This window comes from Exiguobacterium sp. SH5S4 (assembly GCF_004337045.1).
GTDB classification, from domain to species: domain Bacteria; phylum Bacillota; class Bacilli; order Exiguobacteriales; family Exiguobacteriaceae; genus Exiguobacterium; species Exiguobacterium aurantiacum_A.
Window position 1 is genome coordinate 19,431 of record NZ_SJUQ01000011.1, and the last position, 20,107, is coordinate 39,537.

The window sequence follows — 20,107 nt, forward strand, 5'->3', positions numbered from 1 at the left end:
TATTTCATTATTATCTTCTCATCAAAAATGATCAAGGAGAATCCACCATGCCAACCATCTATCTCGTCCGTCATTGCTCGGCCACCGGTCAAGAGCCGGACGCTCCGCTCACGGAAACCGGTGAACAGCAAGCGCTCGACCTTTCTGCTTTCTTTCAAGACATCCCGATCGAGCGCATCATCTCAAGCGATTACACTCGGGCCGTCGCTTCAATCACACCTGTCGCTAACGAGCGGAACTTAACGATTGAACAGGAACCGAAGCTTCGTGAGCGCATCCTCTCGCTCGAACCGAGGGCTGATTGGTTCGACCTACTCCGCCACTCGTTCGACGACCCTTCGTTCAAGTTACCCGAAGCTGAATCGGGCCTAGACGCAACTGCTCGGATTTTGGACGTCGTCACTCAAATAAACGGTCCGACGATTCTCGTGACGCACGGCAATCTGCTCGCGCTCTTATTACAACATGTGGATAACCAGTTTGATTTCGAGACGTGGCGGAATCTTAGTAATCCGGACGTCTATCAGTTGAAAATTGTGGATAACTTTTTTTCAGTCAAACGCGTCTGGTCGGACCCGACCTGTGGATAACGTTATCCACAGAAAAAGCCGTCTCATCACGAGACGGCTTCACTGCTTCACTTTTCCACAAAGAACATCGAGATCGCACCTAGGCCGACGTGCGTGCCGACCGAGACACCCATCTGCATCAGATAGATCTCACCTTCGAAGTCCGATTCGGCTTGGATTTTCACTTTCAAGTTCTCAGCGATTTTCTGGTCCGACGTATAACCGATGATGATGAAGTTCGTGATGTCCTTGTCGTAGCGTTTAATGAACTCGTCCGTGTAGTGCTTGAGCACTTTCCGAGTTCCGCGTTCTTTGGCGACGATGGCACCTTTCCCGTTCTTCATGCTCATGATCGGCTTGACCATCAACAGCTTGCCGATGATCGCGCTCGCGTTCGAGATGCGGCCACTCTTGATCAAATGATCCAAGTCGTCGACCGACAAGAAGTGCTTCACTTTTATCTTATACGCCTCATTGAAGTCGACGAGTTCCTCGAACGTCGCACCCGCTTCACGCATCTGCGCGCTCTTCATAAGTAACCAACCACTGCCGTGGCTCATCGAACGGGAATCAACAATATGAATCTTCACCGTCGAATCCGGATGCGCCTCTTCAAAATATTCTTTGCCGAGCACGGCCGATTGATACGAACCACTCGTCCCACTCGACATGCAGATACATAAAATTTCGTGATGGCCGGCCGTGACGGCATCTTCCATCAGTTTCAAAAATGTCGCCGGGCTCGGCATCGCCGTCGTCGGAAATTCCGGTAGCGCTTCCAACATTCCGTAAAACTCATCGGGCTGAATATCGACGCGGTCTTCATACGATTTATTGTTCATCGTGATGATGAGTGGAGCTACACCGATATCATATTTTACTAAAATGTCGTCTGATAAATCGCAAGTTGAGTCGGCTAGTAATTTAATCATAATTTCCTCCAAAATGTCTCCTAAGGTGACGGGAATCGTCCTAGTTCACTACGCCGATCAAGACGTCAAGATAGGACACCTTTAGTGTACCAAATATAGGGGGTTTGATGTTTTTTTACTAGGCTCAATGTGCGACTTGTTCATGTTTTTGAATCGATGTGCGAATTCGGGTCGTATACACTACAGGATTAACTATTCCTGACAAGCAAAACAGCATATACTGCTAACACTAAGCTCGTAGCCGTAAGGAGAAAACATGATGCAAAAACGACTTTCTTGGAAGCAGCTGAAATGGTTGGTTCCATTCCTATTGATTGGCCTGATTCTTTATCAGAGCGGGCAAGAACTACAAAACTTATCGCTCGCAGCCGCCTTCTCGGCGTTAGAAAAACTGACAGGATTCGAACAATCCAGCTTGATTCTTCTCGGCTTGCTCGCTGTCCTGACGATGACCGGATACGACTACTTTTTACTCCGCTCATTGAACGTTCATATCCCGTTCCACAAGTTGCTTCGTGCGGCTTGGATCACCAACTCGATGAACGGCATGCTCGGGTTCGGCGGCGTCATCGGCATCGCACTCAGGACCTCGCTGTATCGTCCGTACACGGATACATTGCGACTGCTCCGGGCTATCGGTTGGATGACACCGACGCTGATCAGCGGACTGTCTCTACTGTCGATCGGGGTCCTATCCGGCCTATTTCCGGCCACAACGCTGATATCGACGAAGCAGTGGATTTGGCCCATATTGCTGGCAACGCTAGCCGTCTTGCCACTTTACATCTATATGACCCGCAAACGATCGAACTTGAGCTGGTCGACGTTACTCGGCTACATCGCCACATCATTCACGGAATGGGTGACAGCAGGACTCGTCGCCTTGTACGCCTTGTATCTCCTCGGCGGGGACGCCCCGATTGCTAGTATGCTGGGCGTATTCATCGTCGCCACAATCGTCGGGGTCGTTTCACTCGTCCCAGGCGGAGCCGGCTCGTTTGATCTATTGTATTTGGTCGGGATGACGCAGCTCGGCATCGATCAAGAGATTGTCTTGTCATCCTTGATCGTCTATCGGTTCGTCTACTTCATCGTCCCGTTCATGATTGGTTTGTTTTTAGCCGCGATCGCCTTCGGGGACCAGGTCGTCAAACAAATCGAATACAAACCGATCATCGGCTCATCGTATGAAATCGGGACGGTCGTCTGGCGCACCGTGTTGCGGACACTCGCCAAGACCGGTCGGCTCGCCGGCAGTCTGATCGCTTTGATGACGAGTCTCGTCCTCTGGTTTCAAACGCTGCTCCCGAGTGTGGCCCCGCTTTATGTGACAGCCCCTTGGATGCAATGGGTCGGGACGCTTTGTCTGTTCGTTGCCGGACTCCTGACGTTAGTGAGCACCTACGGCATGTATATCCGCACGAAACGGGTGCTGTGGATCACGGCTGTGTCGTTCTTCTTCGCGACGCTTGGTATATTCGCACGCGGGTTCAATTTGTTCGAAGCGTTGGTCGTGGTCGGATTTGCCTTGTTCGTTTGGCTGACCCGAAACCAGCACACGCGGTATCGCTCGATCCTGACCATCAGCCGCTTCTTCCGAAACGTGTTGTACGTCAGTCTATATGTCGGGACACATGCGATTTTGCTCCAGTCATTCAGTCAAAGCGACACGATTTTCTTTGAACCGGATCAAGCTGCCCTGTTAAGCGTGAGCGCTGTCATGATATCAGGCCTGCTATTGAGTGTCCTGTTCGTCTTGTTTAACCGTCTGAAGCGTCCCCGTCTTGGTGAGGCGTTCGAACCGGTGCGCTTTGAACGGTTCCAGACGACGCATGCGACATCACACACGTTTGATTTGGCTTACATGAATGACAAGCGCGTCTATTATGGGCCTGATGACAACGCCTGCCTGTTGTTCGCGTTATCTGGTAATCACGCAATCGTTTTAGGAGACATACAAGGTGAGACGAGTGCCGCCTCCGAGCTGTTGATTCAGTTCATTGAGGCGACCGATCATCTCGGCTATGTCCCGTTGTTCTATCAAGCCACACCGAACTGGATGCCGCGCCTGCATGACGCTGGCTTCACGTTTTTCAAGCTCGGCGAAGAGGCGACGATCAATGTCGATACGTTCTCACTGACAGGTAAAAAGCGCGCGAACATGCGCTCCCTAAACAACCAGTTCATAAAAAAAGGCTTTACCGTGGACGTGATCACGCGACCGAACGAGGCGATCATCACCTCGTTAAAAGATATTTCCGAAGAATGGATCGGTAATCGCAGTGAGAAAGGCTTCTCGCTCGGATTTTTCAACGAGCAGTCCCTATCCCATTATCCGATGGCGCTGCTGAAGGACGTCGATGGACAAATTGTCGCCTTCATCACGCTGCTGCGCGGGCATGGTACCGTATCGATTGACTTGATGCGCTCGTGTTGTGACGCCCCGCCCGGCTCAATCGAAATACTGATTCTTCACGTAATCGAGTGGGCGCGGGAGAATGGGTATGCCGATGTCGGGCTCGGAGTCGCCCCACTCGCATCGGTCGGTGAGCATACGTTCGCTTACTGGCCCGAGCGGATCGCGGCGGACATCTTCGAGAACATCAGCTACATTTATCCGTTCAGTGGGTTAAGGCAATTTAAGAACAAGTTCAAACCGACATGGGAAGGCCGCTACTTGGCGTTCCGGCAACGACGGACGCTCCTGCCTTCCTTGTTGCGCACGGCCCGGCTCATCAGTCGAAAAAACGTTCAATGACACGCGAAAGGAGCGCCTCGAAAATGTCGAGACGCTCCTTGTTTGCATTATTTCGTTGTCACACTGACATTATCGATCGTCACATCGTGCGCACCGAGCGGCGAACCGTCCGTGCGTCCGAGCAAGAATTTCAATCCTGTCATATCGGTTTGACCCATCGTGAGCTCAAACTCATACGTTTTCGTCTCAGGTCCGACTTGAACGATTTGGCTCAAGTAACGCGTATACGCCGCGTTCTCGACCGTCACTTCCATGTTGCGCGCGACTGTCGAAGAAGCATCGAAACGGACGACATACGTCTGTCCCTGGTGCAGTTCAAGACCGCCTTGCTCAAGCAAGACGCTCCAAGGTTCCTGTCCTTCTTGCCCGATCGAGATTTGAGCGGCTTCGTTCACCGCTTCAACCGCGGCTTGCGCATCGAAGTGCACGTAAGAGCCCCAATGTGTCAACCCGTCCGTGAACGATCCGTTCTTCAGCGGAGACGGGTCGATCGCGATCGGTGTCACATCGAACAGTTTGACGTCGTCAAGCTCAATCGAGCCTTTCGCCGAGCCGAGCACGAACTGGAGCTGGCTCAACAGGTCTGTCGCTTGTCCCATCGTGAACGGGATCTCGATCGTTTCAAACTCGCGCGTCAACGCGACGTCTTGAAGCGGGAGATACGTGTTGCCGTCGGCTCCATTCAAACCGACTTGAAGTGCTTTGATGCGTTCCGCTCTCGCTTTAAAGCGCAACACGTAGTCATGACCTTCCGTCAATTGAATCCCGTTTTGGACGAGCGTTGCCGGTTCGCCCTTTTTCGGGTTCGTCACGAACTTGAAGTGACGCAACTTCTCGTCAACTGTAGCCGTCCCTTTCGTTGCGCCCGGGTCGAACTGCCAGTATGTCAAGCGGTCCATCGCGCCTTGGTCAAACGTTCCGTTGTAGACCAAGTTCCCGTCGCCGAGCGCTGGTTTCGTAGCGTTCGGGTCGAGCGCTGCACGCTCGGTCTGTTCGACACGGACGTTCCCGATTTGAACGCCGGCCGTGCTGAGTCCGACATTGAACTCGAGACGTGCCGCGAGATCCGTGTCTTCCGCCATATCAAACGTCATCGAATATGTCTGTACGTCTGTCGTCAAATCGAATGAACCTTCATCCGAGTATTTCGCGTAGCCGCGGTCTGGTCCGCCGCCGACTTTCACGGCGATCGAACGGGCCGAATCGGCACTCGCGTCGAACGTCACTTTATAGTGTCCGCCTTTACCGAGTGAGACGTTTTGAATCAATTGGTGCGAATATGGCTGACTGCCGGCTTGAGTGATCGAGATGTCGGCAAAGCGTGAGCCTGCTTGTTCGATGACATCAACCGTCCCGACGCCGCCAAAGTCTGGCAAGGCCACATAGTTCCAGTACGTCGGATCGAGCGCTTGCGAACCGTTCGTCACGGTCGTGATCGGCTCCGTGTAATCTTGGTCGTAGACGAGGTTTCCGTCTTCAGACGGTTGTTTCGCTCCGTCCGGCAATACGATTTCTTCGTCCGTGTACACCGGTTCGACCGCCTTGCGGTAGTCGCGGTTCTGTAAATCGAACACACGGACGTAATCGACCTCCATCTCGGCCGGGAACGGTGTCGTCGCATCGACGTCCCCGTCAAACCAACCGCCGACGGCCAAGTTCATGATCAAGTAGAAGTTTTGGTCGAACGGCGCCGGGTAGCTGAACTTCGTCGCTTGGTTCAAACCTTTGGCGTACCAATCGTTTTGGGTCTGATACAGTTTTCCATCGACATACCAACGCAACTCGCCCGGCTCCCACTCGACGGCATATGTATGCCATTTGTCGATGCCGTTACCTTCTGCAAAGTGATAGTCTTTGCCCGTATACTTGTTGTTTGGCCACGTCTCACCGTAATGAATCGTCCCAGCGACTTTGTCTGGTTGACTGCCCCACGATTCCATGATGTCGATTTCACCCGAAGCGGCCCACCCACCGTAACGGTCATCTTCCGGAAGCATCCAAAACGCCGGCCATAGCCCTTTGCCGATTGGAAGTTTGGCCCGCATCTCGTAACGGCCGTACGTTTGATTGAACTTCCCTTTCGTCGTCAACTTCGCCGATGTATAGTCATACGTCCCAAGTTCGTCCGTCGTCTGCTCTTTTTGAGCCCGAATGACGAGCTTGCCGTCTTTTACGAAAGCGTTTTCGTTTTTGTCCGTATAAAATTGCTTCTCATTGTTTCCCCATCCTGGTGCCACTGGATTCCCATCCTTGCCGAGTAACCAGTTCCCCGTATCGAAATTCCATTTTGTCTGGTCGATCTCTTTCTTACTGAACTCATCCGCCCAGACGAGCTTCCATTTCGTATGGTCTTTTTTCTCTGGCTTTTCGGCAGATGCGCCTTGTGCGGCTGACAAGACAAGTCCGGTACCGAGAGCAAGTGCTACCCATTTCTTCATCAAAATTCCTCCTTTGACATAAATGAAGGCAGACACACTCCAGTCGTACCTGCCTCTCCTCTAACAACGCACGAACATTGAAAGCGTTTTCCGAAAGCGCTTTCGTTATGTCTATTATAATTTTTTCACCTACCTAGATTCAACCATTTTCTTGAAGTGAAATGAAAATGACACATAAAAAAGCACCAACCCATAAATCAGGTCGATGCTTAAGTTTTCCTCACTGTCCAATCTGAAAATGTGACTGAAAATCCTGAATGTATTCGATCGACGTCTTGAGCCAATGGTCGTCATTCACATACAACAAAATGCCAGCCTGATCGTATGTATAGCTCGGCTTCATCTCTACAGTCGCGCGACACGTGAACTGTTCGGTCGACACATCTGTCAACAAGGCGTGCGCCGTCATCCGGTTGAAACCGTAGTGGGTGTTGCGCCAAAAATCGGTGTCCGCTTCTGTCTCGAAGGTAAGTCTCTCCCGTACATCTGTTGCTCTCGGCTCGTTAATCCACGTGTACTGCTGCCACATGATTGATTCCTCCCCATTGGCCTCGCATCGCGAACAACAATGGAATCATCGGTTCGTGGTACGGGATGAACTCACCCGCTCGAATCATGTTAAGAATCGTCGCCTCATCCGCCCACTGCACCGCCTGCACTTCTGATTCTTGAAGCGTCAACTTATTCAAATCGACATCCATTTCGACAAGATAGATGTCGTCGAACCCTTCGTCAAAGTTGATCGTCAAATGTGGTCGCGTGTCTGTTAAGTCTAGTGTCAGACCGATCTCTTCTTCAAGCTCGCGCATCGCCGCCTGTTGGCTCGTGTCGCCGACCGTGGCACTGCCGCCGACCGTTATGTCCCACATGTTCGACCAGCCGTCTTTGAACGGCTGACGCTGCTGAATCAACATCTGTCCTTGCTTGTTAAAGATACAGACGTGGATGACAAGATGGTAATCGCCATTCTCGAGACGATTGCCCCGCTGCCACGTCCGCCCTGTTTTTTCTCGGTCAACGTTATAGACGTCCCAAAACTCCATCGTTCAATCCCCTTTATGTGGCCGCACTCGCTGCCGCTTGATCTGATTTCACACAATCGATGGCGACGACGATCGAGATGAGCATGTGCTCCATCGTCTCATCGATCACTTGAATCTCATACGTGTCGCCCCATGACAACCATTTCTTCTGGACGCTGCCGATGACTTGCCCGTTCTGTGTCACCTCGAAGTCCATATCCCACCAGTCGCCACCGATTTCAATCCCTGCTGCGTCAATCGTATAACGCGGTTTGAAGAAGGTGAACTCTTTTGAGATCGTCATCGTCTCTTCGCCCTCGACGTCGACGTAAAACTTCGGTAAGAAGCTGAACGTCTTTTTCGTAATGGTCGTGATCTCGCGCCCATCCTTGTCCGAGATGGTGAACGACTTCGGCAGCTTCATAAAGCTCCCTTCGACGAAATACATATCGTTTTCATCCGCGTCCTTGATCGTGAACCGTCCGCGCAAGCTGAAGACTTTCTGTTTCATGTAAAGCGTGTTCATTATCATTCCTCCATTTTTTCCGTGTTATCCTCTATACGACTCTTTATCCGATTATGATTCATTTTTTCTGACTGAATAAATGTTCAGGCCGATACTAGAGAGCGTATAATGAAATGAGGAGGTGAGAGTATGATTTCTGAAAAAGTAAGACAAATGATCATTGAAACGCTTCAACGTGAAACAGACGCGGATTTCATCTTGTTGTTCGGGTCATTCGCCAAAGGAACAGATCGTGAGGATAGTGATGTCGATTTAGCATACTTCGGTCAGAAGCGACTCTCACCATATGAACGCTTCAACTTGGCCAGCGAATTAGCACTTCTATGTGGACGAGATGTCGACCTCGTCGATATCCGTGAAGTCGATACCGTCTTTGCCATGCAGATATTCTCAGAGGGCATCCCTTTCCTAATTCGAGACGAAAATGAATGGGTACGGCAACGCATTAAAGCATATCGGATGTATGCCGAATTGAACGAACAACGAGACATCGTCTTGAAAGAAATCAAAGCTAGAGGAAGTGTATTCGATGAATGATGTTGTGTTGAACAAAGTGACGACAATCGAACGCTGTCTTCAGCGAATCCATGACGTGTATGACGATAATCCAGATCACCTACACGATTTCACGAAGCAAGACAGCATCATTCTCAATATCCAACGTGCGTGTGAAGCGAGTATCGATATCGCGATGTACCTAGTCAGCCAAAAGAAATTGGGCGTGCCCAAAGCGAGCCGGGACGGGTTCATCATGCTCGAGGAGGCAGGCATCATTGACAGCGCCCTAGCGAAGACGCTCGTGAACATGGTCGGATTCCGTAATATCGCCGTCCATGACTATCAAGCACTCCAACTCGATATTCTTGAAGCGATTCTCGAAAAGCACATCGATGATTTTAAGACGTTCACAAAAATCATTCTCCAACTGGATGTGTGACAACCACGGCTCTTCAGTGCCATGAATCGACGTGGAAATCCCTAAAAGCATATTAAAACGCCGCCTCTTTTCGAGACGGCGTTTTTCAATTATCCGTTCTTCATACTGAACGAGTCAGCGAGCGTGAACGTGATGTCTTTCACGTCGAGACCGCCGAGTGTGAAGTAGAGCTGCAAGTAGTTGTGTTGGTTCAAGAAGAACAGTTGCTTCGTCTGCGTCACCCATTCCCCGCCCGTTCCGTTAAACGTGAACGTCGGACCCGGGATGTTGTTCGCAAATAGCGTCACAGGCATTTGAGCGAGCTCTCCTGCTTCCGAACGGGCCGTGATCGTCACGTCGTACGTGCCCGTCTCATCGACCGATACGGCGAAGACGTGTGTGTTCCCCGTCGATGTGTCCGCGTCGATCAAGCTGACGCTCTCTCCGTTCGCAAGATGCTGATACGTCACATCGAAATCGATCGTTTGTCCTTCTTCTTCGTCGAGTCCGATCACTTCGACTGAACCGTCATGAAGCCCGAGCAGACGCTCCATCGCCGGAGACTGCAAGACGAAGCGGCAAATGTTCGCCGCACTCCGCAACAGTTCCGCCCGCGTCAACGTACCGGCAGCGAGTGCCGCTCCCGTATTGTCGTCGAACGAGTTCGTATCCGGACGGTCGACGACCATGTACAAGTCGTTCTGCGACTGGACCATCGCCGCCGTGTTCTGACGGTTCGCCGGCTCATCTTCATGGTGGTTCACTTTCGCCCACCAATCGGTCATGACGATGCCTTCAAAGCCCCACTCGTCGCGAAGGACACGTGTGTTCTGATCATATAGCCCGGCCGTCCAGACGCCGTTGACGGCACCGTACGTCGTCATGATCGACGTCGCCTTGCCTTCTTTGACCGCCATCTCGAACCCTTTCAAATAAATCTCGCGTAACGCCCGTTCCGAGACGACCGAGTCGATGTCGTGGCGGTGCGCTTCTTGGTTGTTGGCGCTGAAGTGTTTGAGCGTACCGGTCACGCCGACGCGGTGCATCCCGTTCAACTGGGCGATCGCCATCTTGCCCGTCACGTGCGGATCTTCCGAGAAGTACTCGAAGTTCCGTCCGTTGAGCGGATTACGATGGATGTTCATTCCTGGTCCGAGCAACGTGTCGACGCGGTTTTTCCGCATCTCGAGTCCCGTCATCTCGAACAGGTCTTCGATCAACGCCACGTTGAAGCTTGACGCTAACAGCGTCCCGTTCGGCAACGCGAACGCCTTCGTGCCGATGTCCATCCGGATACCAGACGGACCGTCCGCGCAACAAGCGGCCGGAATGTCGAGCTCGTTCAAACGGTCCGACACGCCGCCGAACGCGGCGGCCGTCCCTGGTGTCACGCGAGGCGAGTTCATGCCTTGTCCGCGGACGATACAGGCGAGGTCCTCATCCGTCAACTGGTCGAGGAACGTCTCAAGCTCGGCTTTCCCGTGATAGACGTCCGTCAGCTTCAAGCCGTTGTCGCTTGTCTGATGGCGCTGCATCGGACGTTCGGCGAGATAACGTGCCTCGACGTCAACCTGGCGCAGCGGTGTTTCTTCATAGCTGACTTCATATCCTTGGCCGCTTGCGACCGGCTTGATGCGGTCGAACGGTGTGACCGGCGCCATGTTCTCGCTGAGCGTCTCGACGACTTGTAGTTCGGCGAGCTCATAGTCGAAGACCGCGACAGCTGAACGGACGTCCGTCCCAGCGTGAATCCGGTACGTCCCCGCTTCTAAGACAAAGCTCGACGCGTGTCCGGTGACGCCACGATCGTCATAGCTCGCAAATTCCGTGACCGGGACGGAGAATTCGAGCGTTTGCCGCTCTCCTGGTGCAAGCAGACCTGTCTTATCGAACGCGACGAGGGCGCGCGCCGGGTTACCGAGGACGCCTTGCGGCTTCTCGACATACAACTGGACGACTTCTTTCCCGTCAACTGCCCCGGTGTTCGTCACCGCGACGTTGATCGTAATCAAACCGTTCTGTTCGCTCGTTTCAACGACTTCCGTGCTGAAACGTGTATACGACAACCCGAAACCGAATGGATAGAGCACCTCGTCTTTCGCGAACGTCTCGAAATAGCGATAGCCGACATAAATATCTTCTTGATAAATTCCTTTGTCGGCGTGACCGAAGTTTTTCGTCGACGGATAGTCGTCAATCGACCGGGCGATCGTGTCTGTCAACTTGCCGGACGGGCTGACTTTGCCTGTGAGTACATCGACGAGTCCCGTCCCACCTTCTAATCCCCCTTGCCATGCGTAAAGAATCGCGCTCGGCTCATAGTCCGTCGCCCACTTCATATCGATGATGTTGCCGACGTTCAAGACGACGGCCGTCTTCGTAAACGCCTTCGACACTTTCTCGATCAACTCGTTCTCGATCTCGGTCAACAAGTAGCTGCCCGGGTCGGCCGTGTTGTCACGGTCCTCACCCGCCGTACGCCCGATCATGATGAGCGCCATATCCGACTTGGCTGCCGCTTCCGCGACGAGCGCGTCCGTGACGGCCATCTCCGGCTGTGACCACGGTTCGCCGGCCCAGCCGACACCTTTGTCGAACGGGTTTTCTTCGACCCACGCCTCATACGTCTGAAGGAGCGACTCGTTCAGCTGGATGCCTTCACTCGCTTGGAGCGCCTCGAGCGGACTCGTCACGTGGGAGACGTTGACCATCCCTCCTGAGCCGGTCCCGCTCTTATAGTAGTTGAATTGGCTGCGACCGAACACGGACACGGTCGTCCCCGCCTGGATCGGCAGCGTCTGTTCGTTCTTTAAGAGGACAGCCCCTTCGGCGACCGCCGTTCGCGCCAGTTGTTTATACGTATCCCAGTTCAATGTGTAATGTTTCATGTTGTCAGCTCCTTCATTTCGTTTGCGATTTCGTTCATACAGTCTTCAGCTTGCGGATAGTCCCCGATTTTATCGAGGAAGGCGTGGTCCATCCCTCGGTATTGAATCAGTCTCGTCTTCACGCCGTCGCGCGCGAGTTTCCGCGCATACGCCTCGCCTTCTAAGCGCAAATAATCGTACTCCGCCGTCACGATAAGCGCGGGCGGGAGGTTCTTCAAGTCGTCCGCCAACAAGGGCGATACGAGCGGATGCGTCACGTCGGTCGCACCTTGTAAATAAATGTTGTTGAACATCGAATCCGAATCGCTGAGCGCTAGCACCATCCCGCGAATCAAGTCGTGATGATGTCGGATATCGTATTGTGCGATGTCCCATGCGTAATCATCTGTCGGGACCGAACCTAAATTGACGACCGGATAGATGAGTGCCTGGAAGCTGATCATGCTCGTCTGTTGCGCACGATCGAGTAAACAGCAGCCGGTCGCCAAATTTCCCCCGGCGCTATCGCCCGCGACGGCGATAGTGTCTCGCAACACCCCGAGCTCATCGGCCTGGTCGTATACCCATTTGACCGCTTGAAAGCAATCATGCAAGCCAGCCGGGAACGGATGCTCCGGCGCGAGCCGATAGTCGACCGAGACGACGACCGCGTTCGCTTTCTCAGCGAGCGCTTTGCACGGGTTCTCGACCGTATCGAGTGTCCCGCCGAAGAAACCGCCGCCGTGGAAGAACAGGACGGCCGGTAACGGCTCATCTGACTCGGGCCGATAGAGTCGGGCCGGGATGTCGCCTTCAAGACTTGGAATCGTGATCGGTTCCGTCGTGATCGGACGTGTCGTCACGTCACGGTTCGGCCAGCCCATGCTTGCGCGGACGGCCGCGAGGTCAAACGGTGCCGGTGCCTCATCGGCCGGTGCCTGCTGACTGGTGTTCGCCAACACGCGTGGGTCGAGGTCACCTTGTTTATTTGAGTCCGGGATCGGTTTGATCGTCGTCTCGACGCCAGCGATCATCTCTCGAATATGTACTGCACTTAACTCGTCAACTAACCGTTCGTACGGGTTACTTTGAGTCGACATGAACTGAATGCTCCTTTCTCAATCACCGCTACCTTGCTGATGACAGCTTTATCCGTTGACTTAAATCTTACTTCTTCAGACACGGCTTCAAATTCGGTCGTGTCATCGGTGAAGTGTTGACACAACTAGCGTTAGGCGGTAGAAGTCAGTTCGACCTCTCCCCTTTCGCACTCGCTCGATTTCACGGATGAACGACGAACTGCTCCCTTTCGTGTATAATGAGACGTAATCCAAATTGCTAATGAAAATTTCTGCAACAGAAGTTTCTTACACGAAAACGAGGTAAACATATGAATCAACCAAACTTTGCGGACTACCGCTTAAGTGAAGACATCCAACGCGCACTCGGTATCATGAAGTACGTGGCACCGACAGAAGTGCAACAGAAAGTCATCCCGCTCGCACTCGAGCACCAAGATCTAGTCGTCAAAGCACAGACCGGGAGCGGCAAGACGGCCGCATTCGGCATTCCTATCACTGAAATGATCGAGTGGGAAGAAAACAAACCACAAGTGTTAATTCTCACACCGACACGCGAGCTCGCCGTCCAAGTCCGGGAAGACATGACGAACATCGGCCGCTTCAAACGGATCAAGGCGACTGCCGTCTACGGGAAAGAACCGTTCTCGAAACAACGTGAAGACTTGAAACAGAAGACACATATCGTCGTCGGGACACCGGGACGCGTCATGGACCATATCGAACGTGAAACGCTCGTCTTGGACCAAATCAAGTACTTGATCATCGATGAGGCGGACGAGATGTTGAACCGCGGCTTCCTCGCCGACGTTGAAGCCATCATTCAAAAGCTACCGACTGATCGCGTCACGATGGTGTTCTCGGCCACGTTCCCGAATGACATCGAGCGTCTGTGTAAACAACACATGAACGAGCCGACCCGCATCTCGATCGAGTCTGCTGGCGTCACGGCCTCGACGATCGAGCACGGCTTGATCGAAGTCCGCAATGAAGACAAGTTGTCGGTGTTACAAAACATCACTGTCGTCGAAAATCCTGACAGCTGTCTCATCTTCTGCCGGACGAAAGAACATGTCGACACCGTGTACAGCGCGCTCGATAAGGCCGGCTATTCTTGTGAACGGCTCCACGGTGGACTCGAGCAAGAAGACCGGTTCGCAGTCATGGAAGGGTTCAAGACGGGCAACTTCCGTTATCTCGTCGCGACAGACGTCGCGGCACGCGGCATCGATATCGATAACGTCAATCTTGTCATCAACTATGACGTGCCGATGGAAAAAGAGAGCTACGTGCACCGGACCGGACGGACAGGCCGTGCCGGTAACAAAGGGAAAGCCCTCACGCTCGCGACTCCTTATGAAGGTAAATTCGTTCGCGCCATCGAAGCGTTCATCAAGTTCGAGATCCCGACGATGGACGCCCCTACCGAAGCACAAGTCGCTCGCGGCAAAGCGGCGTTCGAAGAGAAGTTGAGCGGTCGACGCGTCGTCCGTAACAACAAGACGGCCCGCATCAACCAAGACATCCTGAAGCTTCACTTCAGCGGCGGGAAGAAGAAAAAACTTCGTGCCATCGACTTCGTCGGCACGATCGCCAAAATCCCAGGTGTGACAGTCGAAGACATCGGCATCATCACGATCACCGATCAGATGACGTACGTCGACATCTTGAACGGCAAAGGCTCACTCGTCCTTCAGGCGATGGAGTCGACACCGATCAAAGGTAAAAAGCTAAAAGTGAGTAAAGCACATAAATAACCAATCCAGGTCTCGGAGAGTTTGATCTCTCCGAGCCTTTTTTATGTTTTGACCACGTTATCGAAAGCGCTTTCGAAAAACCGTAAAAAAATAATGTTTTCGAGAGAACGCTTTCAACAGAATCATACCGATAACACGTCTTGAATTCAACCTTCCTCACCTGATTGTCAAAAAAAGGCTCAGGCAATGTCGCCTGAGCCTTCATCTCTCACTCTAAAAATTTCAATTCCGCATTGTTTCGCGCACGATATCCCGTCACTTCTATCTTGCACACAGAGCACAGCTAGCGTGCGAATTATCGTTCGCCATTTCCCGTGAAATACATAACATCACAAAAACAACAATCGCTGCCAGCACATGCTCAATCAGCTCTGTCGGGTGCAACGGATTTTGTCCAGCCGAGATGAATTAGTCGAACAGTTCTTCCGAGATCAACTTGAATCCTTCGATTTCCGTGTCCTCTTCCAATTCGATTAACAGACATCGTTTGCCTTTCACGTTCACTTGCTTCACGTATTTCAAATCTTGCGGGCTGATCGTGATATTTGCGACTTTCGTGTTGATTTTAATCGACTTCGACGTATACTTCGGGACGACGCTGCTCGCCTTCATCTCGTATTGCGTATCATCGACGACTTGTTTGAACGCCTGCTCGACTTTCTCCGTCGTCACGTCCTCGACGCCACTCGCTTTCAACACGACCTCGACCGCTCGTGCGTCAAGCATCGGGACCGTCTCGTCCTCGTCCTCACGCTCTTCTTCCGCGACGATCAAATAATTGATCTCTTCATAGACGGTGGCGAGCGTCGCCAAGTTGACTTCTTCCCCGATGACGGCTTTGACGACTTCTTCGAACATCGCTTTCTCTTCAACCGCCGTCACGATTTCTGTGCCATTCAACACGTGCTCGATAAAACCGAAGTCCGGTTGATGCGCCTTCTGGGCCGCATACAGGACATGGTTGACGTCGGCCGCGTTGTCCGTGAAACACGGGAACAAGAAGCCGCCGACGGGTGCGTCGAGTTTGATGACAGGATTGATGAAGACGTTCGATTTGTACTCACGCTCGATAAAGTCGAACACGAGCGACTGTTTCGGCAGTTCGGTCTGGTTGATGCTGCCGAGGATGAACCGTGACGTGTACACCTCGTCGCGCATATCGATTTCCGTCTCTTCGGAATGACGCCGCGTCGGTTTATTGTATTGGAAACGAATGAACGTGACGACGACATCTTTCTCGAACGGGGCGTCTTGAACCATCTTCAACGCGATTTTCTGCATCGAGGCGGCCCAGTCCTCTAAGTCTTCTGTCTGCAGTCCTTTGTACAACAATGTCTGCGTATGGTCGGTCTGACCCGCTTCCGGGTGCTCGAACTTCACTTCAAACAGCTTCTCGTCGAGCTTGCCGCCGAGTACTTTCTTAAAACTCGTCAAAAATAGCTCTTGGTGCTCTTGCTCCAAAAACGGGAACGACCGCATCTCTTCGTGGAAGATCTCGTTGCTGTCTTGCCGGATGTAAATATTATAAATTTCAGCGATTTTGACCGCTTCCGCATTCAACTTGAAATGCTTTCGGATTGCCGCGATGTCTTTTTGATTCATCTGTTCCAACTCCTTCGTTCTTGACTACAAACCGACTTCATTATACCAATAGTTGTTGCTCACGCGTATGTCAGTAGTTCTAAAGCCGGGACGTCTGATGTCATGTCTCATGTCCCTGACCTCAACTTCTCTAATCTTTTGATTCATTTTCGTAAATTTCAATCTTTCAGCTGACTCTGCCGTGTATATTCGATGTGCATCCAGAAATTATAGATGTGAGTCGTTCAGTCGTCATACATAATAGGAGGCACAAACATGTTGAAAAAATGCATCAGTTCTTTGTTCGCCATCGTTTTAATCGTCACGTCGCTCCACTTAACCACTCCGACCGCTTCGGCGCTCCCACCTGGTATCCCGTCGAAATCGAGCGCCCTCACAAAGCTGAACGCGTTGACGGTCAAGACTGAAGGTGCGATGACCGGTTATAGCCGTGACTTGTTCCCGCATTGGAGCGGTCAAGGCAACGGTTGTGACACCCGTCAAATCGTCTTGAAACGCGACGCGGACTCATACGTCGGCGACTGCCCGGTCACGTCAGGGTCATGGTACAGTTACTACGATGGAGTCACATTCACGTCGCCATCTAGCCTCGACGTCGACCACGTCGTACCTTTGGCTGAAGCATGGCGTTCAGGCGCGAACAGTTGGACGACGACGAAACGCCAAAGTTTCGCCAACGATTTAACTGGCCCACAACTGATTGCCGTCTCAGCCAGCTCGAACCGCTCAAAAGGTGACCAAGATCCGTCAACATGGCAGCCGACACGGACCGGGGCACGCTGCGCTTATGCGAAGATGTGGGTCGAGACAAAGAGCCGTTGGGGACTGAGCCTTCAGTCATCAGAGAAAGCGGCCCTTCAAACCGCCATCAACGCTTGCATTTACTGATTCAGAAAGGAGTCCGCTATGCATCAACATTCCTCTACATTCAAAGCCTCACATGGCGTTATGACTGAAGAAGTCGGCGTCATTAGCGGAGAGCTCGAACTGAAGACGACGTGCCAAGAAGACGGCACGCTCGAACTCGCCATCACTTACGTCGGGGCGGCTGAGTGGTATACATTGCCCGGGAAAGACTATAAGCTACACGACGTACGTGACCATGACGTCGTGCATCAGTTGCTCGTCAACGTACTCACACGCGATTAACGAAACAGAGCCGACACAACGCTGTGTCGGCTCTTATTTGTATTTGTGGAGCAACGTTTGCGGGATATGGCAATAATCGTCCGGACAGCGTTCTAACCGGTCTTGATGCTCGTCCGCACTCCGTACGTAGTTCGTGAGCGGCAACACCTCGAGCGCAATCCGGTCGACATCACGCCGTCTGTGGATAAACGCACGGGCCGCATCCACATGCCGAAGATCCTCGCTATAGACACCGGTCCGATACTTCTCCCCAACGTCCTCGCCTTGACGATTGACGCTATACGGGTCGATGATCTCAAACAAGTAATCCATCAATTCATCGATCGTAACGACTTCTGGGTCAAACGTTGTTTTAACGCATTCGGCGTAGCCATCATAGTCCCCATCAAGTGTGTTCGTCGTCCCGTTCGCACGTCCAGCTTCCGTTTCAATGACACCAGGTAGCGTCTTGATGAACGCCTGGACGCCCCAGAGACAGCCACCTGCTATGTAGATTGTTTGCATCCGATCATCCCCTTTAAATTTTAGTAAATAAATCCCACAATTCGTAATAAATACACTACGATAAAAGCAAATCTTTGATCAGTGCACAGATACGGGGGACCTCCTTTGAAAAAACTCATGTTGACCACATTTTGTACGATCACGCTCGTCTCAGGCGTCTATCACACGGCAACAGGAGAATCATTCGTCTCGATGAGCCAATCCATTTCCGTTGATCAAAATGAGATCGAACGCTATTTGACGACAGAAGTGATGGAGCCAAACTTCGGCGGCGACGTATGGACGACGTATAAAATCCTCGACACGAATACAACGAAAAATGAGGTCTATGTTTGGGCGCTCATTCAAGAGTACATCCAAGAAGGAGACCGCTTCGAACAAGGCACGGGCATGTCGGTCCCACTTGTATTATACCTCGATGACAAAGACGAATCATTCACGATCCAAGGTCATCGGGTGCCTCGTGACGGTTCGTACTATCCGACCGATCTATGGACCATGTTCCCGGTCCACGTCCAAGTCTCGATTTCCCCACATCCGGATGGGACCGTCACCAAATTACATGCGCAAATGAAAGAAAAACTTTCACAAAGTCAGCAAGCGAAACACGGAAAGGGAGATTGAATTGAACATCACGAAACGCGCCATCCTTTTCTCGACCGCACTCCACCTCCTATACTTCGTCGGTACGTTCGGGATTGGCTTCATCCGAACACTCAACTATGAGCCAGACATAATCGCTCAAGCAGATTCGGTCGTCGTGTTGCAAGATGAGGTCATCCTTGGAACAACCTTGTCGCCGCTCATCTACGTGTTCACGTAGATCGGCCTCACGATCGTCCTGGCACTAGGACTGTTCGCGGCTCAACGCATGCGACGAACCCGTTGAATATCAATGACTTCGCAAAATCCAGCTCCGTTTTGTATTTATAAGTCGAACATCTCGAAACATGGATGGTCTTCTTTGAAGATTCTGAGGACAACACACATGCGTTGATGAGTGAAATCCATGCATAATGTGAAGCCAAACAAAAAGGAAATCTACACAACGATGTAGATTTCCTTTTTAGACTGCTTATAGATAACCGAGTCGCTTTAAATCTTCATAGACTAGCGAGGACAGCAGTTTCCGCCCGTCCCCGTTTAAATGATCCGGATTATGGAAATAATCTTTATTGCTGACAAATCGCTGATCACCCATATAGTTTAAGAACGGTATGTCTAGGTCGAGTGCCTCTAAATGTTGAAACACATGACGCTCCATCACGTCTTCGTCAAAGTATGCATGATACGACTCATGCACAGGCTCCATCGCCAATACGACGTTGTACCCTTGCTGTTCACAATAATCGATGATTTCTTGTAGTTGTTTCATATTTTGTTCGATGTCACGATTCTCCACAGCCTGTTTATACTGTGCTTCGACCATCTCGTATTTCCGTTCCGAATAATTTTTGCCGTTGTTCACCCACGGTTTGTGAGACTCCCATCTAAAATCACGAATCTCTCGTGACAGCGCCGTATAGACGCTCCCGCTGTTCAACGCAGGGATTGACGTGTACGTGTAGTAATCAAACGTACTGACGGGTTCGATGTCTTCCTGATCCAACACTTGATAATAGTTTTCTTTTCGTCCGATTTCCACGTTGCTGAACGTGATCTGCGAGAGCGAGACGATGACGACCCCGCCCGGACGAAGATGCTCGTCGTATTGCTTCAACATTTTAAAATCGTATTCAATCGTTTGGCTCGGCAGCGCCAAATCGAGATGCGACAGGCCGAGCGGTTTGAACGCATAGCCGAACATCGCGTGAGACGTTCCCAAGTTGATGATATCCAAAGGAAATGGGTCTTCTTGAAACGCCAACACGCCGCGGTTGTTATTATATGCCCACGACTCTTTGACAAAGTTGTTGAGCGGGATCAACAAGAGGACAACAGTGATCAACACCACCGCAATTTTCATCCATATACTTCTCATAGCAAAT

General features: G+C 51.8%; 19 protein-coding genes. 9 read left to right on the forward strand and 10 right to left on the reverse strand.

Going from position 1 to position 20,107, the window contains the following annotated elements:
• The first annotated feature begins 47 nt into the window (after positions 1 to 47).
• Complete coding sequence (locus EVJ32_RS07805; protein ID WP_131457783.1) at positions 48 to 590, forward strand: histidine phosphatase family protein; 543 nt, start codon at positions 48 to 50, stop codon at positions 588 to 590.
• 47 nt (positions 591 to 637) lie between these two features.
• On the opposite strand, the gene EVJ32_RS07810 is transcribed toward EVJ32_RS07805, so the two are convergent.
• Positions 638 to 1,501: a DegV family protein gene (locus tag EVJ32_RS07810; RefSeq protein ID WP_131457784.1), complete on the reverse strand. Its 864-nt coding sequence runs from the start codon at positions 1,499 to 1,501 to the stop codon at positions 638 to 640.
• Positions 1,502 to 1,760: 259 nt separating this feature from the next.
• Here EVJ32_RS07810 and mprF point away from each other — a divergent pair, with 259 nt between their 5' ends.
• Positions 1,761 to 4,259, forward strand: coding sequence for a bifunctional lysylphosphatidylglycerol flippase/synthetase MprF (mprF, locus tag EVJ32_RS07815; protein ID WP_236639499.1), 2,499 nt, complete (start codon positions 1,761 to 1,763; stop codon positions 4,257 to 4,259).
• Between the two features lie 47 nt (positions 4,260 to 4,306).
• Here the strand turns inward: mprF and EVJ32_RS07820 are convergent, their stop codons facing one another.
• From EVJ32_RS07820 to EVJ32_RS07835, 4 genes are all read right to left on the reverse strand, one after another.
• The gene (locus tag EVJ32_RS07820) at positions 4,307 to 6,697 is read right to left on the reverse strand and encodes a carbohydrate binding domain-containing protein (RefSeq protein ID WP_201738371.1); all 2,391 of its coding nucleotides are present in this window, start codon (positions 6,695 to 6,697) and stop codon (positions 4,307 to 4,309) included.
• Positions 6,698 to 6,917: 220 nt separating this feature from the next.
• Positions 6,918 to 7,226: a DUF1349 domain-containing protein gene (locus EVJ32_RS07825; RefSeq protein ID WP_131457787.1), complete on the reverse strand. Its 309-nt coding sequence runs from the start codon at positions 7,224 to 7,226 to the stop codon at positions 6,918 to 6,920.
• A complete protein-coding gene (locus tag EVJ32_RS07830) occupies positions 7,201 to 7,740 on the reverse strand; it encodes an NUDIX hydrolase (protein ID WP_131457788.1) in 540 nt (179 codons plus the stop codon). The genes EVJ32_RS07825 and EVJ32_RS07830 overlap by 26 nt, the downstream gene beginning before the upstream one ends.
• Positions 7,741 to 7,753: 13 nt before the next feature.
• A complete protein-coding gene (locus EVJ32_RS07835; RefSeq protein ID WP_131457789.1) occupies positions 7,754 to 8,245 on the reverse strand; it encodes an LURP-one-related/scramblase family protein in 492 nt (163 codons plus the stop codon).
• Between the two features lie 129 nt (positions 8,246 to 8,374).
• Between EVJ32_RS07835 and mntA the strand changes: the two genes are divergently transcribed.
• Positions 8,375 to 8,782 (forward strand): type VII toxin-antitoxin system MntA family adenylyltransferase antitoxin, encoded by a 408-nt coding sequence (gene mntA, locus EVJ32_RS07840; protein ID WP_131457790.1) that lies wholly within the window; start codon positions 8,375 to 8,377, stop codon positions 8,780 to 8,782.
• Complete coding sequence (gene hepT / locus EVJ32_RS07845) at positions 8,775 to 9,182, forward strand: type VII toxin-antitoxin system HepT family RNase toxin (protein WP_131457791.1); 408 nt, start codon at positions 8,775 to 8,777, stop codon at positions 9,180 to 9,182. The genes mntA and hepT overlap by 8 nt, the downstream gene beginning before the upstream one ends.
• 89 nt (positions 9,183 to 9,271) lie before the next feature.
• Here hepT and EVJ32_RS07850 read toward each other — a convergent pair whose 3' ends face one another.
• Positions 9,272 to 12,049, reverse strand: coding sequence for a glycoside hydrolase family 3 C-terminal domain-containing protein (locus tag EVJ32_RS07850; RefSeq protein ID WP_131457792.1), 2,778 nt, complete (start codon positions 12,047 to 12,049; stop codon positions 9,272 to 9,274).
• Positions 12,046 to 13,128 (reverse strand): alpha/beta hydrolase, encoded by a 1,083-nt coding sequence (locus tag EVJ32_RS07855; protein WP_236634040.1) that lies wholly within the window; start codon positions 13,126 to 13,128, stop codon positions 12,046 to 12,048. The genes EVJ32_RS07850 and EVJ32_RS07855 overlap by 4 nt, the downstream gene beginning before the upstream one ends.
• Positions 13,129 to 13,418: 290 nt before the next feature.
• Here EVJ32_RS07855 and EVJ32_RS07860 point away from each other — a divergent pair, with 290 nt between their 5' ends.
• Positions 13,419 to 14,864, forward strand: a complete 1,446-nt coding sequence (locus EVJ32_RS07860; protein WP_131457793.1) for a DEAD/DEAH box helicase — start codon at positions 13,419 to 13,421, stop codon at positions 14,862 to 14,864.
• A 408-nt stretch (positions 14,865 to 15,272) separates the two neighbouring features.
• Here EVJ32_RS07860 and EVJ32_RS07865 read toward each other — a convergent pair whose 3' ends face one another.
• Positions 15,273 to 16,466, reverse strand: coding sequence for a DUF4317 domain-containing protein (locus EVJ32_RS07865; protein WP_131457794.1), 1,194 nt, complete (start codon positions 16,464 to 16,466; stop codon positions 15,273 to 15,275).
• A gap of 255 nt (positions 16,467 to 16,721) precedes the next feature.
• On the opposite strand from EVJ32_RS07865, the gene EVJ32_RS07870 reads away from it, so the two are divergent.
• Together EVJ32_RS07870 and EVJ32_RS07875 are read left to right on the forward strand one after the other, a co-directional pair.
• Positions 16,722 to 17,354: an HNH endonuclease family protein gene (locus tag EVJ32_RS07870; RefSeq protein ID WP_016509106.1), complete on the forward strand. Its 633-nt coding sequence runs from the start codon at positions 16,722 to 16,724 to the stop codon at positions 17,352 to 17,354.
• An 18-nt stretch (positions 17,355 to 17,372) separates the two neighbouring features.
• Positions 17,373 to 17,615 (forward strand): hypothetical protein, encoded by a 243-nt coding sequence (locus tag EVJ32_RS07875; protein ID WP_131457795.1) that lies wholly within the window; start codon positions 17,373 to 17,375, stop codon positions 17,613 to 17,615.
• 33 nt (positions 17,616 to 17,648) lie between these two features.
• On the opposite strand, the gene EVJ32_RS07880 is transcribed toward EVJ32_RS07875, so the two are convergent.
• Entirely contained in the window at positions 17,649 to 18,119 is a 471-nt protein-coding gene (locus tag EVJ32_RS07880) for a peptide-methionine (S)-S-oxide reductase (protein WP_131457796.1), read from the reverse strand.
• A 105-nt stretch (positions 18,120 to 18,224) separates the two neighbouring features.
• Between EVJ32_RS07880 and EVJ32_RS07885 the strand changes: the two genes are divergently transcribed.
• Together EVJ32_RS07885 and EVJ32_RS07890 are read left to right on the forward strand one after the other, a co-directional pair.
• Positions 18,225 to 18,743 (forward strand): hypothetical protein, encoded by a 519-nt coding sequence (locus tag EVJ32_RS07885; RefSeq protein WP_236636033.1) that lies wholly within the window; start codon positions 18,225 to 18,227, stop codon positions 18,741 to 18,743.
• A 1-nt stretch (position 18,744) separates the two neighbouring features.
• A complete protein-coding gene (locus EVJ32_RS07890; RefSeq protein WP_131457797.1) occupies positions 18,745 to 18,942 on the forward strand; it encodes a hypothetical protein in 198 nt (65 codons plus the stop codon).
• A gap of 252 nt (positions 18,943 to 19,194) precedes the next feature.
• On the opposite strand, the gene EVJ32_RS07900 is transcribed toward EVJ32_RS07890, so the two are convergent.
• Complete coding sequence (locus tag EVJ32_RS07900) at positions 19,195 to 20,085, reverse strand: hypothetical protein (protein WP_236636036.1); 891 nt, start codon at positions 20,083 to 20,085, stop codon at positions 19,195 to 19,197.
• Positions 20,086 to 20,107: the final 22 nt, after the last annotated feature.

Coding starts and splice junctions, on each gene's coding strand:
- EVJ32_RS07805 (WP_131457783.1), top strand. CDS start 48: ATGCCAACCATCTATCTCGTCCGTCATTGCTCGGCCACCGGTCAAGAG.
- EVJ32_RS07810 (WP_131457784.1), bottom strand. CDS start 1,501: ATGATTAAATTACTAGCCGACTCAACTTGCGATTTATCAGACGACATT.
- mprF (WP_236639499.1), top strand. CDS start 1,761: ATGCAAAAACGACTTTCTTGGAAGCAGCTGAAATGGTTGGTTCCATTC.
- EVJ32_RS07820 (WP_201738371.1), bottom strand. CDS start 6,697: ATGAAGAAATGGGTAGCACTTGCTCTCGGTACCGGACTTGTCTTGTCA.
- EVJ32_RS07825 (WP_131457787.1), bottom strand. CDS start 7,226: ATGTGGCAGCAGTACACGTGGATTAACGAGCCGAGAGCAACAGATGTA.
- EVJ32_RS07830 (WP_131457788.1), bottom strand. CDS start 7,740: ATGGAGTTTTGGGACGTCTATAACGTTGACCGAGAAAAAACAGGGCGG.
- EVJ32_RS07835 (WP_131457789.1), bottom strand. CDS start 8,245: ATGAACACGCTTTACATGAAACAGAAAGTCTTCAGCTTGCGCGGACGG.
- mntA (WP_131457790.1), top strand. CDS start 8,375: ATGATTTCTGAAAAAGTAAGACAAATGATCATTGAAACGCTTCAACGT.
- hepT (WP_131457791.1), top strand. CDS start 8,775: ATGAATGATGTTGTGTTGAACAAAGTGACGACAATCGAACGCTGTCTT.
- EVJ32_RS07850 (WP_131457792.1), bottom strand. CDS start 12,049: ATGAAACATTACACATTGAACTGGGATACGTATAAACAACTGGCGCGA.
- EVJ32_RS07855 (WP_236634040.1), bottom strand. CDS start 13,128: ATGTCGACTCAAAGTAACCCGTACGAACGGTTAGTTGACGAGTTAAGT.
- EVJ32_RS07860 (WP_131457793.1), top strand. CDS start 13,419: ATGAATCAACCAAACTTTGCGGACTACCGCTTAAGTGAAGACATCCAA.
- EVJ32_RS07865 (WP_131457794.1), bottom strand. CDS start 16,466: ATGAATCAAAAAGACATCGCGGCAATCCGAAAGCATTTCAAGTTGAAT.
- EVJ32_RS07870 (WP_016509106.1), top strand. CDS start 16,722: ATGTTGAAAAAATGCATCAGTTCTTTGTTCGCCATCGTTTTAATCGTC.
- EVJ32_RS07875 (WP_131457795.1), top strand. CDS start 17,373: ATGCATCAACATTCCTCTACATTCAAAGCCTCACATGGCGTTATGACT.
- EVJ32_RS07880 (WP_131457796.1), bottom strand. CDS start 18,119: ATGCAAACAATCTACATAGCAGGTGGCTGTCTCTGGGGCGTCCAGGCG.
- EVJ32_RS07900 (WP_236636036.1), bottom strand. CDS start 20,085: ATGAAAATTGCGGTGGTGTTGATCACTGTTGTCCTCTTGTTGATCCCG.